The following is a 15,706-nucleotide window of genomic DNA, read 5'->3' on the forward strand; positions in this document are numbered from 1 at the left end:
GCTGACCTCCTGGTATGTCGCCGCTCAGTGGACTACGCGGCGCGGCAATGATTCCCCGGCTGATGGGCGGCGGGGGAGTGCGTATAATGCCGGCAAGCTTCTCGACCCAAGGATTGCAGCAGATGACTGTACGCACGCGCATCGCCCCGTCACCCACCGGCGACCCTCATGTCGGCACCGCCTATATCGCGCTGTTCAACCTCTGTTTCGCTCGCCAGCACGGCGGCCAGTTCGTGCTGCGCATAGAGGACACCGACCGGGTGCGCTCGACGCCGGAGTCCGAGCAGATGATTCTCGACTCGCTGCGCTGGCTGGGTCTCGACTGGGACGAAGGGCCTGATGTGGGTGGTCCCCACGGTCCTTACCGCCAGAGCGAGCGCGGCGAAATCTATGCCGAGCACGCCCAGCGGCTGCTCGACGCTGGCCACGCCTTCAAGTGCTACCGCACCAGCGAGGAGCTCGATGAGCTGCGCGAGACGCGCAAGGCGGCCGGCCTGCAGATGGCGCTCAAGCCCGCCGACCTGGCGCTGCCCGACGACGAGCGGGCGCGTCGTGAACGCGAGGGCTGGCCCTATGTGGTGCGTATGCAGGTACCCAGCGAGGGCAGCTGCGTGGTGCGCGATATGCTGCGCGACGATATCGAGGTCGATTGGGCCCAGGTCGATGCTCAGATTCTGCTCAAGTCGGACGGCATGCCCACCTATCACCTTGCCAACGTGGTCGACGACCATCTGATGGGCATCACCCACGTGCTGCGCGGCGAGGAGTGGATCAACTCGGCACCCAAGCATCAGTTGCTGTATGAGTACTTCGGCTGGCAGATGCCCACGCTCTGCCATATGCCGCTGCTGCGCAACCCCGACAAGTCCAAGCTCTCCAAGCGCAAGAACCCGACCTCGATCAACTACTATCGGCGCATGGGGTTCCTACCTCAGGCGGTGACCAACTACCTGGGACGCATGGGCTGGTCGATGCCCGACGACCGTGAGAAGTTCTCCCTCGACGAGATGATGGCCAGTTTCGACATCCAGCGGGTGTCGCTGGGCGGGCCGGTATTCGACCTGGATAAACTGACCTGGCTAAACGGCGTCTATATCCGCGAGGATCTCGATGATGCGGCCTTCCTGGAGGCGCTGCGCGAGTGGGCCTTCAACGAGGCCTATGTCAACCAGATCCTGCCCCAGGTGCGCCCGCGGGTGGACACCCTGTCTCAGGTGGCACCTCTTGCGGGGCACTTCTTCTCCGGCCTGCCGGCTATCGACGAGGCGAGCTTCGCCGATATCAAGCTCGAGCGCGAGACGCTGCTCAAGCTGCTGCAATTCCTGGTCTGGCGCCTCGAGGGCGTATCGCGCTGGGACAAGGAGTCGCTGCTTAACGAGGTCAAGATGCTGGGGGAGCATTTCGAGCTGAAAATGAAGGCCCTGCTGGCGCCGGTATTCATCGCCGTGACAGGTTCGGCGACCTCCACCTCGGTGATGGATGCCATGGTGATACTCGGCTCCGATATGACGCGTGCGCGGCTGCGACACGCCATCGATGTTCTCGGCGGTGTCTCGAAGAAGCAGGCCAAGCGTTTCGAGAAAACGTTCAGGGAGTTATGAGCCACAAACCGGTAGCCGATTTATGCTTGACGAAGGGCGGGGCGGCAATTAGTATACGCCTCGTTCTTGAGAGACGGGGCCTTAGCTCAGCTGGGAGAGCGCAACACTGGCAGTGTTGAGGTCAGCGGTTCGATCCCGCTAGGCTCCACCATCTCATGACACCAGCGTCCCATTCGTCTAGTGGTCCAGGACACCGCCCTTTCACGGCGGGAACAGGGGTTCGAACCCCCTATGGGACGCCACTCCTTTCTGAAAAGACGCCATCGCGGCGTCTTTTCTCGTTAGTGCCGCAGAATTGCGATGTGACGCGCTGCTGCTCGGCCTTGTCTCCTGTTCTAATTCCCTAGCATATAAGCCAGAATCTGGCCGCTGAGCCTTGACATATCCCCTGAGTTGTCCACTCCTGGCTTGGTGGGTTGACAGCTTGTGCACAACCTTCATGCAACTAGGGTTGTTCGAAATTTCTTCGTTTAATTCAATAAAATCAAAGACATAAAACTGATCAAAAATTAAACAATCTAACTGTAGCCCGCTTGTCATGGTGGCTTCTGCGGCTTATCTCGAGGTTGCGCACAGTGTTATCCACAGATTGTGTGGAAAACCTTTGGCGACCCCTCTGGAGGCGAGGTCTGGCCGGGGTTCGCCGTGGTGCAGCATGCCCAGGGAGGGCGTCGCAAGACGTCGCTGAGGAGTGGAGAGGCTTGTACAAGGGCTGTTGCAAGCGCTGAGGCGTGGGCAAGATCGGTCAAGCCGACAACGCAAGCGGGCCACCCCGAAGGGTGGCCCGCAGCGGTGGGCGAGCGGCAATGCTCGCCGGCTGATAGAGGTTACTTGCTCGGGTAGTCGCGTTCGGTGTGGCCGGTGTAGAGCTGGCGCGGACGGCTGATCTTGTAGTCGCTGCTGATCATCTCGTTCCAGTGCGAGATCCAGCCGATGGTACGCGACACGGCGAAGACCACGGTGAACATGTTGGTGGGGATGCCGATCGCCTTGAGGATGATGCCGGAGTAGAAGTCGACGTTGGGGTAGAGCTTGCGCTCGATGAAGTATTCGTCCTCCAGGGCGATCTGCTCCAGGCGCTTGGCAATCTTGAGCTGCGGGTCGTCGGCCATGCCCAGTTCGGCCAGCACCTCGTCACAGGTCTCTTTCATGACCTTGGCGCGCGGGTCGAAGTTGCGATAGACGCGGTGGCCGAAGCCCATCAGCTTGAACGGGTCGCTCTTGTCCTTGGCGCGGTCGATGAAGTGCTGGATATTCTCCTCGGACTCGTCGCCGATCTGGTCGAGCATGCTCAGCACGGCTTCATTGGCGCCGCCGTGGGCTGGGCCCCAGAGCGCGGCGATGCCGGCACTGATGCAGGCGAAGGGGTTGGCACCGGTGGAGCCGGCCAGGCGTACCGTAGAGGTGGAGGCATTCTGCTCGTGGTCGGCGTGGAGCATGAAGATGCGATCTATGGCCTTGGCGAATACCGGGTTGACCTTGAACTCCTCACACGGGTTGCTGAACATCATGTAGAGGAAGTTCTCGGCGTAGCTCAGGTCGTTGCGCGGGTAATTGAAGGGCTGGCCGATGTTGTACTTGTAGCACATCGAGGCCAGCGTCGGCATCTTGGCGATCAGGCGGATCGCGCTGATGGTGCGATCCTCCTCCTTGGTGATGTCGAGATGGTCGTGATAGAAGGCCGCCAGGCCGCCCACCACGCCGCATAGAATCGACATCGGGTGGGCGTCGCGGCGGAAGCCCTTGTAAAAGTTGGCCAGCTGCTCATGCACCATGGTGTGGTTGCGGATGGTGCTCTCGAACTTGGTGTACTGCTCCTCGTCGGGCAGCTCGCCGAACAGCAGGGCATAGCTCATTTCGACGAAATTGGAGTGCTCGGCGAGCTGCCCGATCGGGTAGCCTCGGTGCAGCAGCACCCCCTTGCCGCCATCGATGAAGGTGATGGCAGACTCGGTGGAGGAGGTGGCCATGAACCCCGGATCGTGGGTGAACAGCCCCTCTGCGCCCAGCGTGCGGACATCGATGACGTCCGGGCCCATGCTGCCAGAATAGACCGGGAATTCGATCGTCTTGTCGAGCCCGTCTACGGTCAATCGTGCTTTTCTGTCAGCCATGTCGGCCTCCTCTCGAGTTCTGTCGTCAGACGATAAGTCGTTGTCCCGCTTGCCAAGCCGGCGAAAAAGGTCAGCCCACTATAGAAGCGTGCCGGGGATTGTCAATTAGTCCATAGCGGCGACCTATTGTGCGAACCTTTTATATTTATACAGGTCTTGTATAGTAAATGGTGCTTTGCACCATTGTCCGCGCTGGGGTCGGCGGGTCAAGACCTGCACCATGGTCGCAAGTCGTCGTCGACAATTTGTCATGGTTGGCCCCAGTCCCTATAATCCACCCCGCGCGACTGGCAGGAACAGGAGGTCGTGCCGACTTGGCAGACGGCCGAGCCCTTCCTCAAAACCACCGCCCGCTCGGGCCATGCCCGAAGCACAGAGCGGGCCAAGAGAGTGTGTATAGAGCCGTGAATAGCAAACGACCCATTAATCTCGACATCTCCACCATCAAGCTACCCCTACCCGCGCTGACGTCGATCACTCACCGCATCACCGGCATCATTCTGTTCATCGGTCTGATCTTCGCCTTCTGGGCCCTGGACAAGTCGCTGTCGTCCCCGGCGGGCTTCTACGCGGTGCAGGACGCGCTGGCCAACAATCTGCTGGCCAAGCTGATCGCCTGGGGGCTGCTGTCCGCGCTGGCCTTTCACTTCGTGGCCGGTATCAAGCACCTGCTGATGGATCTCAACATCGGCGTGACCCTCGAAAGCGGCATGCGCAAGGCACAGATCACCGTGGTGGTCAGTGCGGTTCTGGTGATTCTCGCAGGAGTCTGGGTATGGTAACCAATATCACGAATCTCGGTCGCAGCGGCCTCTCCGATTGGCTGATTCAGCGCTTCTCGGCGGTCATACTGGCACTCTACACGCTCTTCATCGTTGCCTACCTGCTACTCAATCCGGGCCTCGACTATGCCACCTGGAATGGCCTGTTCGCCCAGACCTGGATGCGCATCTTCTCGCTGTTGGCGTTCGTCTCCATCGCTGCCCACGCCTGGATCGGTCTGTGGACCGTAACCACCGACTATCTCAAGTCGACCGGCATCCGCCTGGCGGTGCAGAGCGCTATTATCCTGGCCATCTTCGTGTTCCTGGTCTGGGGCATTCAAATTCTGTGGGGAGCCTGATCCATGTCCAACATGCGTAGCCTGTCCTTCGACGCCATCATCATCGGCGGGGGTGGCTCCGGCCTGCGTGCCGCGCTCGAGCTGGCCAAGTCCGGCAAGAAGACCGCGGTGCTGTCCAAGGTCTTCCCGACCCGCTCGCACACCGTTTCGGCCCAGGGCGGGATCACCTGTGCCATCGCCTCCGCCGATCCCAACGATGACTGGCGCTGGCACATGTATGACACCGTCAAGGGCGGCGACTATATCGCCGACCAGGACGCCGCCGAGTACATGTGTTCCGAGGGGCCCAAGGCGGTCTTCGAGCTCGAGCACATGGGCCTGCCGTTCTCGCGCTTCGACAATGGTCGCATCTATCAGCGTCCGTTCGGCGGCCAGTCCAAGAACTTCGGCGAGGGTGGTCAGGCGGCGCGCACCTGCGCCGCGGCCGACCGCACCGGTCACGCCCTGCTGCACACCCTTTATCAGAACAACCTGAAGAACAACACCACCTTCCTCAACGAGTGGTACGCGGTGGACCTGGTAAAGAACGCCAACGGTGACGTGGTCGGCTGCATCGCCATGGACATCGAGACCGGCGAAGTGGTCCATGTCAAGTCCAAGGCCACGGTACTGGCCACCGGTGGTGCCGGACGTATCTACGCCTCCACCACCAACGCCCTGATCAATACCGGTGACGGCATCGGCATGGCGCTGCGCGCCGGTTTCCCGATGCAGGACATGGAGATGTGGCAGTTCCATCCCACCGGTATCTACGGCGCCGGCACGCTGGTCACCGAGGGCTGCCGCGGCGAGGGTGGCTATCTGGTCAACAAGGATGGCGAGCGCTTCATGGAGCGCTATGCGCCCAACGCCAAGGACCTCGCCGGTCGCGACGTGGTGGCGCGCTCGATGGTCATGGAGATCCTCGAGGGTCGCGGCTGCGGTGAGAAGGGCGACCATGTCTTCCTCAAGCTCGATCACCTGGGCGAAGAAGTGCTGGGCAAGCGCCTGCCGGGGATCGTCGAGCTGTCCAAGACCTTTGCTCACGCCGACCCGGCCAAGGAGCCGATCCCGGTGGTGCCCACCTGCCACTATATGATGGGCGGGATCCCCACCAACGTGCATGGCCAGGCGATCATGCAGGACGGCGACGGCAACGATCAGATCGTCAACGGGCTGTTTGCCTGCGGCGAGGCGGCCTGTGTCTCGGTCCACGGTGCCAACCGCCTGGGTGGCAACTCGCTGCTCGACCTGGTGGTGTTCGGCCGCGCAGCGGGCATGTTCATCGAGGGCGCCTTGAACGAGGGCATCGACTATCTGGATGCCACCGAGTCCGACGTCGATGCGGCAATGCAGCGCATGAGCCGTTGGAACGAGTCCAGCGGCGGCGAAAGCGTGCCGGAGCTGAAGGCCGAGCTGCAGGACATCATGCAAAATGCCTTTGGCGTATTCCGCCAGGAAGACAACATGCAGGAAGGCGTCAAGCAGCTTGCCGACCTACGTGAGCGGATCGCCAATGCCCATCTGGGCGACAAGTCGAATGCTTTCAACACTGCGCGTGTCGAAGCACTCGAGCTCGACAACCTGATGGAAGTGGCCGAAGCCACCGCGATCTCGGCGCTGGAGCGCAAGGAGAGCCGCGGCGCGCATTCCCGCTACGACTATCCGGATCGTGACGACGTCAACTGGCTGAAGCACTCGCTCTATTTCCCCGCCGACAAGACGCTGGGCAAGCGCGACGTCAACTTCACGCCGAAGACGGTCGATACTTTCGAGCCGAAAGTCCGTACTTACTAAGGGGGTCACGATGTCCACGCTTCAGGTATCCATTTACCGCTACAACCCGGAAACCGACTCCGCACCCTATATGCAGGAGTTCCAGGTCGATACCAAGGGTCGCGACCTGATGGTGCTCGACGTGCTGCACCTGACCAAGGAGCAGGACAGCTCCATGGCCTATCGCCGCAGCTGCCGCGAGGGCGTTTGCGGCTCTGACGGCATGAACATGAACGGCAAGAACGGCTTGGCGTGCATCACGCCGCTCTCCGAGGTGGTCAAGAAGAACAAGCTGACCCTGCGTCCGCTGCCTGGCCTGCCGGTGATTCGCGACCTGGTGGTCGACATGGGAATCTTCTACCAGCAGTACGAGCGCATCCAGCCGTATCTGCAGAACGATACCCCGGCACCGGCCATCGAGCGCCTGCAGTCACCGGAGGATCGCGACAAGCTCGATGGTCTCTACGAGTGCATTCTGTGCGCCTGCTGTTCGACCTCCTGCCCGTCGTTCTGGTGGAACCCGGACAAGTTCGTGGGTCCCGCCGGTCTGCTGCAGTCCTACCGTTTCCTGGCCGATTCCCGTGATGAAGCGACCCGCGAGCGTCTGTCCGAACTCGAGGATCCGTTCAGCGTATTTCGCTGCCGCGGGATCATGAACTGCGTGTCGGTATGCCCCAAGGGACTCAACCCGACACGCGCGATCGGCAAGATTCGCGAAATGCTACTGGCCAATGCCACTTAAATCGTGGCCCAAGGCTTGCTATCATGTAGCCCGGTTTTGAGCTGTGGCCGAGTGTCGCAGCCCATTACGGCCCTGATCGCAGAGAGCCGGTGCCCGAGGCACCGGCTTTCGACGATCATTGGCAAGGCCGAGGCTCAGGCAACGCTGCTTGGTCAGGCATGCCGGATAGCATGATAGCCCCGCCGGCAGGGCACCAGAAACGCCGATGCGGCGACGTCGTATCAGGCGCCGACAACACCCCATCAGTGCAGGGTGACCGAGAGATGCAAGAAGGCATAATGGAGTTGATGTGGCGCACTTCTCACGTGAGTGGCGGCAACGCCCACTATGTGGAAGCGCTCTACGAGCAGTACCTCGTTGATCCCAATGCTGTCCCCGACGAGTGGCGCAACTACTTCGATCAGTTGCCGCGTCCTGAAGGCAGTACCTCCCACGATGTTCCGCTAAGCCCGATTCGCGACCAGTTCTATCAGCTCGGCAAGTCCCGCCGTAGCGCCAAGGCCGTCAGCCCCGCCGACAGCGGCGAGAACAAGAAGCAGGTCAAGGTGCTTCAGCTGATCAATGCCTACCGCTTCCGCGGGCACCAGAAGGCCGATATCGATCCGCTCGACCTGCGTAGCCCGGTACCGGTTCCCGACCTCGACCTCTCCTTCCACCAGTTGACCAGCGCCGACCTGGATACCGAGTTCCAGACCGGCTCGTTCTTCCTGGGCAAGGACAAGGCGCCGCTCAAGGAGATCGTCCAGGCCCTGGAGGAGACCTACTGCCGGTCGATCGGCTGCGAGATCATGCATATCGTCGACACCGAAGAGAAGCGCTGGCTGCAGCAGCGTTTCGAATCGGTGCGCTCGAAGCCGAAGTTCAGCCCCGAGGTGCGCAAGCATGTGCTCGAGCGGCTGAGTGCCGCAGAGGGGCTCGAGAACTATCTGGCCTCGAAATATCCGGGGACCAAGCGCTTCGGCCTCGAGGGCGGTGAGTCCTTTATCCCGATGATGGATGAGATCATCCAGCGTGCCGGCGGCTACGGCACCAAGGAAGTGGTGATCGGCATGGCCCACCGCGGCCGTCTCAACCTGCTGGTCAACATTCTCGGCAAGAGTCCCTCGGAGCTGATCGAGGAGTTCGACGGCAAGAAAGTCATCGAACGCGGCTCCGGCGACGTCAAGTACCACCAGGGCTTCAGCTCCAACGTCATGACCCCGGGTGGCGAAGTGCACCTGGCGCTGGCCTTCAACCCCTCCCACCTGGAGATCGTGTCGCCGGTGGTAGAGGGGTCGGTGCGCGCCCGCCAGGATCGTCGCGATGATAGCGATGGCACCAAGGTGCTGCCGATCAATATCCACGGCGATGCCGCCTTCGCCGGTCAGGGCGTGGTCATGGAGACGTTCCAGATGTCTCAGACCCGCGCCTACAAGACCGGTGGCACGGTGCATATCGTGATCAACAATCAGGTCGGCTTCACCACCTCGCATCCTGACGATACGCGCTCCACCGAGTACTGCACCGACATCGCCAAGATGGTTCAGGCGCCGATCTTCCACGTCAACGGTGATGATCCGGATGCGGTACTGCACGCCACCCAGGTGGCCATCGACTATCGCCAGCAGTTCAAGCGCGACGTGGTGATCGACCTGGTCTGCTACCGTCGCCGCGGTCACAACGAGGCCGACGAGCCGTCCGGCACCCAGCCGATGATGTACTCGAAGATCAAGAACCATCCCTCTGCACGGGCGCTGTATGCCAAACGCCTGGTCGAGGAGGGCGTACTCACCGAGGATGAGGCCACCGCGCTGGGGGAGACCTATCGCGAAGACCTGATGGCCGGCAACCATGTCGCCAATGCCCTGGTCAAGGAGCCCAATACCGAGCTGTTCGTCGACTGGGGGCCCTACCTCGGCCACGAGTGGACCGGCGACGCCGATACCACCTTCGATATGAAGCGCATGCAGCAGCTGGCAGCGAAGATGTGCGAGGTGCCTGACGGGGTCCAGGTGCAGCGCCAGGTGGCCAAGATCTACGAAGACCGTCGCAAGATGCAGGCCGGTGGCATGGGGCTCAACTGGGGCTTCGCCGAGACCCTGGCCTACGCCACCCTGCTCGATCAGGGGCACCCGATCCGCATCACCGGCCAGGACTCGGGCCGTGGTACCTTCTCTCACCGCCATGCGGTGGTACACAATCAGAAGGATGGCAGCACCTACGTGCCGCTGCAGCACATGGCCGACGGCCAGCCGCAATTCACCATCCACGACTCCTTCCTCTCGGAAGAGGCAGTGCTGGCGTTCGAGTACGGCTATGCGACAACCGCGCCCAACCACCTGGTGGTCTGGGAGGCGCAATTCGGCGACTTCTTCAACGGCGCCCAGGTGGTGGTGGACCAGTTCATCTCCTCTGGTGAAACCAAGTGGGGTCGGCTGTGTGGCCTGACCATGCTGCTGCCTCATGGCTACGAGGGGCAGGGGCCGGAGCACTCCTCGGCGCGTCTGGAGCGCTTCCTGCAGATGTGCGCCGAGCACAATATGCAGGTCTGTGTGCCGACCACGCCGGCGCAGATCTACCATCTGCTGCGTCGTCAGGTCATCCGGCCGCTGCGCAAGCCGCTGGTGGTGATGTCGCCCAAGAGCCTGCTGCGCCACAAGGAGGCCACCTCGACCCTCGAGGAGCTGGCCCACGGCAAGTTCCAGATGGTGCTGCCCGATCAGGGCAAGCTCGATGCCGAGAAGGTCAAGCGGGTGGTGCTGTGCGCCGGCAAGGTCTACTACGATCTGGCCACCTACCGCAGCGAGCATGAGCGCGAGGATACTGCCGTGGTGCGTCTCGAACAGCTCTATCCCTTCCCCAAGGAGGAGCTCTACGAGACCCTCAAGGCCTACTCGAATCTCGAGCAGGTGGTGTGGTGCCAGGAAGAACCGCTCAACCAGGGTGCCTGGTACCAGAGCCAGCACCATATGCGGGTGGTGGCTGACATGCTGGACAATGGCCTCGGCCGCGAACTCAAGTTCGCCGGCCGTCCGGCATCGGCCGCTCCCGCCGCGGGCTACATGTCCGTACACGTCGAACAGCAGCGCCAACTGGTAGACGACGCCTTCAACGCATAAAGAAGGCGTCCTGCCGGGCGAGAGAGAACACACAAGGAAACAACATGGCTACCGAGATCAAAGCGCCAACCTTTCCAGAGTCCGTTGCCGAAGGCAGCGTGGCGGCCTGGCACAAGCAGCCGGGCGACAGCGTTGAGCGCGACGAATTGATCGTCGAAATCGAGACCGACAAGGTGGTGCTCGAAGTGGTGGCGCCGGAAGCCGGCACGCTGAGCGAAATCAACGCCGAGGAAGGCGATACCGTTCAGTCGGAGCAGGTGCTGGGCATTCTCGGCGCGGCGGGTGACAAGGCCAAGGCGTCTGGCAAGAAGAGTGAGGCGGCCAAGGCAGATGGCCCCGAGTCTGACGCCAAGCCGGCCGCCAGCGGCAAACAGCACGACGTCAAGGCACCCTCCTTCCCCGAGTCGATCCAGGAAGGCACCGTGGCCAGCTGGAACAAGCAGGTCGGCGAAGCGGTCAAGCGCGACGAGGTGCTGGCCGAGATCGAGACCGACAAGGTGGTGCTCGAGGTGGTGGCGCCAGCCGACGGCGCCCTGACCGAGATCAAGGCCGAGGAGGGCAGTCAGGTCGCCTCCGAAGAGGTACTGGCAGTATTTGCCGAAGGCGCCGGTGGTGACAGCGGTAGCGCCGAGGCGGCGCCGGCAGAGAGTGCCGCGTCCAGCGACAGCGCCGATGAGAAGGTCGGCGACAAGATCCTCGCCCCGGCGGCACGCAAGATGGTCGCCGAGCATGATCTCGACGTGAGCAAGATCGACGGCACCGGCAAGGGTGGCCGGATCCTCAAGGAGGATGTTCAGAAGGCGGTCAAGCAGGGCAGTGCCAAGAAGGCTGCCGCGAGCGCTGCGCCCAAGCAGGCCGCTGCTGCCGCGCCGGTTGTCGAGGGTGAGCGTCCCGAGAAGCGTGTGCCGATGAGCCGCCTGCGTCAGACCATCGCCAAGCGTCTGGTCCAGGCCCAGCAAACCGCCGCCATGCTGACCACCTACAACGAGGTCGACATGGGTGCGGTGATGGATCTGCGCGCTCAGTACAAGGAGACCTTCCAAAAAGCCCACGACACCAAGCTCGGCTTCATGGGCTTCTTCGTCAAGGCGGCAAGCGAGGCGCTCAAGCGCTTCCCCGACGTCAACGCCTCCATCGACGGCAGCGATATCGTCTACCACGGCTATCAGGACATCGGCGTGGCGGTGTCTACCCCGCGTGGTCTGGTGGTGCCGGTGCTGCGTGACACCGACAGCATGAAGATCGCCGACGTGGAGAAGACCATTGTCGACTTCGGCAAGCGTGCACGCGATGGCAAGCTGGGCATCGACGAAATGCAGGGTGGCACCTTCACCATTACCAACGGCGGCATCTTCGGCTCACTGATGTCGACGCCGATCATCAACCCGCCGCAGACCGCGATCCTGGGCATGCACAAGATTCAGGAGCGCCCCATGGCGGTCAACGGCAAGGTCGAGATTCGCCCGATGATGTATCTGGCGGTCTCCTATGACCACCGCATGATCGATGGCAAGGACGCGGTGCAGTTCCTGGTCACCATCAAGGAACTGCTCGAGGATCCGGCACGTCTGCTGCTCGACGTGTAACGCGACTGCCAACGACTAACGCGCAACCCAACAGGAAACGAATTCATGGCCGATAAATTCGATGTGATCGTGATTGGTGCGGGCCCTGGCGGCTACGTGGCCGCCATCCGTGCCGCCCAACTGGGCCTGAAGACCGCCTGTGTCGAAAAGTGGATCGGCAAGGAAGGCAAGGTCGTGCACGGCGGCACCTGCTTGAATGTGGGCTGTATTCCGTCCAAGGCGCTGCTCGAAGCTTCGCATAAATTCGTCGAGGCACAGCACGACTTCGACGACATGGGTATCCAGGCCAGTGACGTCAAGATGGACGTCACCAAGATGATGGCCCGCAAGGACAAGATCGTTAAGAACCTCACTGGCGGTGTTGCCGGGCTGTTCAAGGCCAACGGTGTCACCGCTCTCGAGGGCGCCGGCAAGGTGCTCTCCAGCAAGCAGGTCGAGGTCAACAAGGATGGTGACAAGGCCGTCTACGAGGCCGATAACATCATCATCGCCTCCGGTTCGGTGCCGGTGGAAATTCCGCCGACCCCGCTTACCGAAGGCCTGATCGTCGACTCCACCGGTGCGCTGGAGTTCGATGAGACCCCCAAGCGTCTGGGCGTGATTGGTGCCGGCGTGATCGGCCTGGAGCTAGGCAGCGTGTGGAGTCGCCTGGGCTCCGAGGTCACCGTGCTCGAGGCCATGGACTCCTTCCTGCCGATGGTCGACTCGGCCATCGCCAAGGAGACCCAGAAGCTGCTCAAGAAGCAGGGCCTGGACATCAAGCTGGGTGCTCGCGTCACCGGCTCCGAGACCAACGGCAAGGAAGTCACCGTCAAGTACACCGACGCCAAGGGCGAGCAGGAGCAGGTGTTCGACAAGCTGATCGTGTGCGTCGGCCGCCGTCCCTACACTCAGGGGCTGCTGGGCGATGATGCCGGCGTCAAGCTCGACGAGCGCGGCTTTATCTTCGTCGACGACCAGTGCCGCACCAGCGTGCCGAGCGTCTACGCCATCGGCGACTGTGTACGCGGCCCGATGCTGGCGCACAAGGCCTCGGAAGAGGGCATCATGGTGGCCGATATCATCGCCGGTCATAAGGCCGAGATGAACTACGACGCCATCCCCAGCGTGATCTACACCTTCCCCGAGGTGGCCTGGGTCGGCATGACCGAACAGGACGCCAAGGCGGCCGGCATCGAGGTCAAGACCGGGGCTTTCCCGTTCGCCGCCAGCGGTCGCGCCATGGCCAACAACGCCACCGAAGGCATGGCCAAGGTGATCGCCGATGCCGAGACCGACCGGATCCTGGGCATGCATATCGTCGGCCAGCACGCCGGTGAGATGATCGCCCAAGGCGTGATCGCCATGGAATTCGGTTCCAGCGCCGAAGATCTGGCGCTGACCTGCTATGCGCACCCGACCATGTCGGAAGCGGTCCACGAAGCGGCACTCGCCGTGGATGGGCACGCTATCCATATGGCCAATCGCAAGAAGCGTAAGTAAGACAACAAGCGCCGCCCTCGGGCGGCGCATTGCTTCCGGCGACGTATCGGAAGCAGACGGGGGTGACCCGGGAACGCACTGCATCAAGTCAAGTGTCCGCGGTCATCGTTCGAGTCACATGCAACCAATGGCATGAATCGATGAACCTTCACGAGTATCAAGGCAAGCAGCTGTTTGCCGACTATGGTCTGCCAGTGTCCAAGAGTTTTGCAGTGGACACTCCCGACGAAGCAGCAGAAGCGTGCAAGAAGATCGGCGGCGACATGTGGGTGGTCAAAGCCCAGGTCCACGCCGGTGGTCGCGGCAAGGCCGGCGGCGTCAAGCTGATCAAGGACCCGGCCGAGGCCAAGGCCTTCGCCGAGCAGTGGCTGGGCAAGAACCTGGTCACCTTCCAGACTGACGAACACGGTCAGCCGGTCGCCAAGATTCTGGTCGAGACCTGCACCGATATCGCCGATGAGCTCTATCTGGGCGCGGTCGTCGATCGTACTACCCGCCGCGTGGTCTTCATGGCCTCTACCGAAGGCGGTGTCGAGATCGAGAAGGTCGCCGAGGAGACGCCCGAGAAGATCCTCAAGGCCGAGATCGATCCGCTGGTCGGTGCGCAGCCCTACCAGGCCCGTGAACTGGCCTTCGCGCTTGGCCTCAAGGGCGATCAGATCAAGCAGTTCACCAAGATTTTCCTGGGGCTGTCCAAGCTGTTCCACGAGAAAGACCTGGCGCTGCTCGAGATCAACCCGCTAGTGATCACCGACGAAGGCAATCTGCACTGCCTCGACGCCAAGCTGGGGTTGGACAGCAACGCGCTGTACCGTCACCCGGACCTGCAGGCGATGCGCGACCCGTCTCAGGAAGACGAGCGCGAAGCGGACGCGGCGAAGTGGGAACTCAACTACGTAGCGCTCGATGGCAATATCGGCTGCATGGTCAACGGCGCTGGTTTGGCCATGGGCACCATGGACATCGTCAACCTCAACGGCGGCAAGCCGGCCAACTTCCTCGACGTTGGCGGCGGTGCAACCAAAGAGCGTGTTGCAGAAGCGTTCAAGATCATTCTGTCTGACGATAACGTCAAGGCCGTACTGGTTAACATCTTTGGCGGTATCGTACGCTGCGACATGATTGCTGAAGGCATCATCGGTGCCGTTGAGCAGGTCGGTGTCAACGTGCCGGTTGTCGTACGCCTGGAAGGCAACAACGCCGAGCTAGGTACGGAAAAACTCGCGTCTAGCGGTCTGAACATCATCGCGGCTACCAGTCTGACCGACGCGGCACAGCAGGTCGTTAACGCGGCGGAGGGCAAGTAATGAGTATCCTGATCGACAAGAACACCAAGGTCATCTGCCAGGGCTTCACCGGTGGCCAAGGAACGTTCCACTCCGAGCAGGCGATTGCCTACGGCACTCAGATGGTCGGTGGCGTAACGCCGGGTAAAGGCGGCCAGGAGCACCTCGGTCTGCCCGTTTTCAACACCGTCAAGGAAGCGGTCGAGAAGACTGGCGCCGAGGCCAGCGTGATCTACGTGCCGGCACCGTTCTGCAAGGACTCGATCCTCGAAGCCGCCAACGCCGGTATCAAGCTGATCGTCTGCATCACCGAAGGCATCCCGACCCTCGACATGCTCGACGCCAAGGTCAAGTGTGACGAGCTGGGCGTGCGCCTGATCGGTCCCAACTGCCCCGGTGTGATCACCCCGGGCCAGTGCAAGATCGGTATCATGCCGGGCCATATCCACCAGCCTGGCCGTGTCGGCATCGTGTCGCGCTCCGGTACCCTGACCTATGAAGCGGTCAAGCAGACCACCGACCACGGCTTCGGCCAGTCGACCTGTGTAGGCATCGGCGGCGACCCGATCCCGGGCTCCAACTTCATCGATATCCTGGAGATGTTCGAGAAGGATCCGCAGACCGAGGCGATCGTGATGATCGGTGAGATCGGCGGTACCGCCGAAGAGGAGGCCGCAGCCTACATCAAGGCCAATGTCTCCAAGCCGGTGGTCTCCTACATCGCTGGCGTTACGGCGCCTCCGGGCAAGCGTATGGGCCATGCCGGGGCGATCATCTCCGGTGGCAAGGGCACCGCGGACGAGAAATTCGCCGCCCTCGAAGACGCCAACGTCAAGACCGTGCGTTCGCTGGCCGAGATCGGCGATGCTCTGAAGCAGGTCACCGGCTGGTAAGTCGGACGCCGTTTCAGCGTCGCGTC

11 protein-coding genes and 2 tRNA genes are annotated in these 15,706 nt (G+C 62.0%); 12 read left to right on the top strand and 1 reads right to left on the bottom strand.

What is annotated here, in order from left to right:
• Window positions 1–122: 122 nt before the first annotated feature.
• From gltX to IEI94_RS07730, 3 genes are all read left to right on the top strand, one after another.
• The gene (gene gltX / locus IEI94_RS07720; protein WP_191166732.1) at window positions 123–1,601 is read left to right on the top strand and encodes a glutamate--tRNA ligase; all 1,479 of its coding nucleotides are present in this window, start codon (window positions 123–125) and stop codon (window positions 1,599–1,601) included.
• 75 nt (window positions 1,602–1,676) lie between these two features.
• Window positions 1,677–1,752, top strand: a tRNA-Ala gene (locus tag IEI94_RS07725).
• Window positions 1,753–1,767: 15 nt separating this feature from the next.
• A tRNA-Glu gene (locus IEI94_RS07730) sits at window positions 1,768–1,843 on the top strand.
• A 585-nt stretch (window positions 1,844–2,428) separates the two neighbouring features.
• Here the strand turns inward: IEI94_RS07730 and gltA are convergent.
• Window positions 2,429–3,715: a citrate synthase gene (gene gltA / locus IEI94_RS07735; RefSeq protein ID WP_191166733.1), complete on the bottom strand. Its 1,287-nt coding sequence runs from the start codon at window positions 3,713–3,715 to the stop codon at window positions 2,429–2,431.
• A 404-nt stretch (window positions 3,716–4,119) separates the two neighbouring features.
• Here gltA and sdhC point away from each other — a divergent pair, with 404 nt between their 5' ends.
• The 9 genes from sdhC (at window position 4,120) to sucD (ending at window position 15,680) form a co-directional block, all read left to right on the top strand.
• Window positions 4,120–4,497, top strand: a complete 378-nt coding sequence (gene sdhC, locus IEI94_RS07740; RefSeq protein ID WP_318153376.1) for a succinate dehydrogenase, cytochrome b556 subunit — start codon at window positions 4,120–4,122, stop codon at window positions 4,495–4,497.
• On the top strand, window positions 4,491–4,838 hold the full coding sequence (gene sdhD, locus IEI94_RS07745) for a succinate dehydrogenase, hydrophobic membrane anchor protein (protein ID WP_191166735.1): 348 nt from the start codon (window positions 4,491–4,493) through the stop codon (window positions 4,836–4,838). The genes sdhC and sdhD overlap by 7 nt, the downstream gene beginning before the upstream one ends.
• Window positions 4,839–4,841: 3 nt before the next feature.
• On the top strand, window positions 4,842–6,614 hold the full coding sequence (gene sdhA / locus IEI94_RS07750; protein WP_191166736.1) for a succinate dehydrogenase flavoprotein subunit: 1,773 nt from the start codon (window positions 4,842–4,844) through the stop codon (window positions 6,612–6,614).
• Window positions 6,615–6,624: 10 nt separating this feature from the next.
• On the top strand, window positions 6,625–7,335 hold the full coding sequence (locus tag IEI94_RS07755) for a succinate dehydrogenase iron-sulfur subunit (RefSeq protein ID WP_191166737.1): 711 nt from the start codon (window positions 6,625–6,627) through the stop codon (window positions 7,333–7,335).
• A gap of 263 nt (window positions 7,336–7,598) precedes the next feature.
• The gene (locus tag IEI94_RS07760) at window positions 7,599–10,433 is read left to right on the top strand and encodes a 2-oxoglutarate dehydrogenase E1 component (protein ID WP_191166738.1); all 2,835 of its coding nucleotides are present in this window, start codon (window positions 7,599–7,601) and stop codon (window positions 10,431–10,433) included.
• 44 nt (window positions 10,434–10,477) lie between these two features.
• Window positions 10,478–12,019: a 2-oxoglutarate dehydrogenase complex dihydrolipoyllysine-residue succinyltransferase gene (odhB, locus tag IEI94_RS07765; RefSeq protein WP_191166739.1), complete on the top strand. Its 1,542-nt coding sequence runs from the start codon at window positions 10,478–10,480 to the stop codon at window positions 12,017–12,019.
• Window positions 12,020–12,064: 45 nt separating this feature from the next.
• Entirely contained in the window at window positions 12,065–13,501 is a 1,437-nt protein-coding gene (gene lpdA / locus IEI94_RS07770) for a dihydrolipoyl dehydrogenase (protein ID WP_191166740.1), read from the top strand.
• A gap of 140 nt (window positions 13,502–13,641) precedes the next feature.
• On the top strand, window positions 13,642–14,808 hold the full coding sequence (sucC, locus tag IEI94_RS07775; protein WP_191166741.1) for an ADP-forming succinate--CoA ligase subunit beta: 1,167 nt from the start codon (window positions 13,642–13,644) through the stop codon (window positions 14,806–14,808).
• Entirely contained in the window at window positions 14,808–15,680 is an 873-nt protein-coding gene (gene sucD / locus IEI94_RS07780; RefSeq protein ID WP_191166742.1) for a succinate--CoA ligase subunit alpha, read from the top strand. The genes sucC and sucD overlap by 1 nt, the downstream gene beginning before the upstream one ends.
• Window positions 15,681–15,706: the final 26 nt, after the last annotated feature.

The sequence above is a fragment of the Halomonas sp. ML-15 genome (genome assembly GCF_014779595.1).
Taxonomy (GTDB): domain Bacteria; phylum Pseudomonadota; class Gammaproteobacteria; order Pseudomonadales; family Halomonadaceae; genus Franzmannia.

Coding starts and splice junctions, on each gene's coding strand:
- IEI94_RS07760 (WP_191166738.1), top strand. CDS start 7,599: ATGCAAGAAGGCATAATGGAGTTGATGTGGCGCACTTCTCACGTGAGT.
- IEI94_RS07755 (WP_191166737.1), top strand. CDS start 6,625: ATGTCCACGCTTCAGGTATCCATTTACCGCTACAACCCGGAAACCGAC.
- sucC (WP_191166741.1), top strand. CDS start 13,642: ATGAACCTTCACGAGTATCAAGGCAAGCAGCTGTTTGCCGACTATGGT.
- sdhD (WP_191166735.1), top strand. CDS start 4,491: ATGGTAACCAATATCACGAATCTCGGTCGCAGCGGCCTCTCCGATTGG.
- gltA (WP_191166733.1), bottom strand. CDS start 3,715: ATGGCTGACAGAAAAGCACGATTGACCGTAGACGGGCTCGACAAGACG.
- sdhA (WP_191166736.1), top strand. CDS start 4,842: ATGTCCAACATGCGTAGCCTGTCCTTCGACGCCATCATCATCGGCGGG.
- odhB (WP_191166739.1), top strand. CDS start 10,478: ATGGCTACCGAGATCAAAGCGCCAACCTTTCCAGAGTCCGTTGCCGAA.
- lpdA (WP_191166740.1), top strand. CDS start 12,065: ATGGCCGATAAATTCGATGTGATCGTGATTGGTGCGGGCCCTGGCGGC.
- sucD (WP_191166742.1), top strand. CDS start 14,808: ATGAGTATCCTGATCGACAAGAACACCAAGGTCATCTGCCAGGGCTTC.
- gltX (WP_191166732.1), top strand. CDS start 123: ATGACTGTACGCACGCGCATCGCCCCGTCACCCACCGGCGACCCTCAT.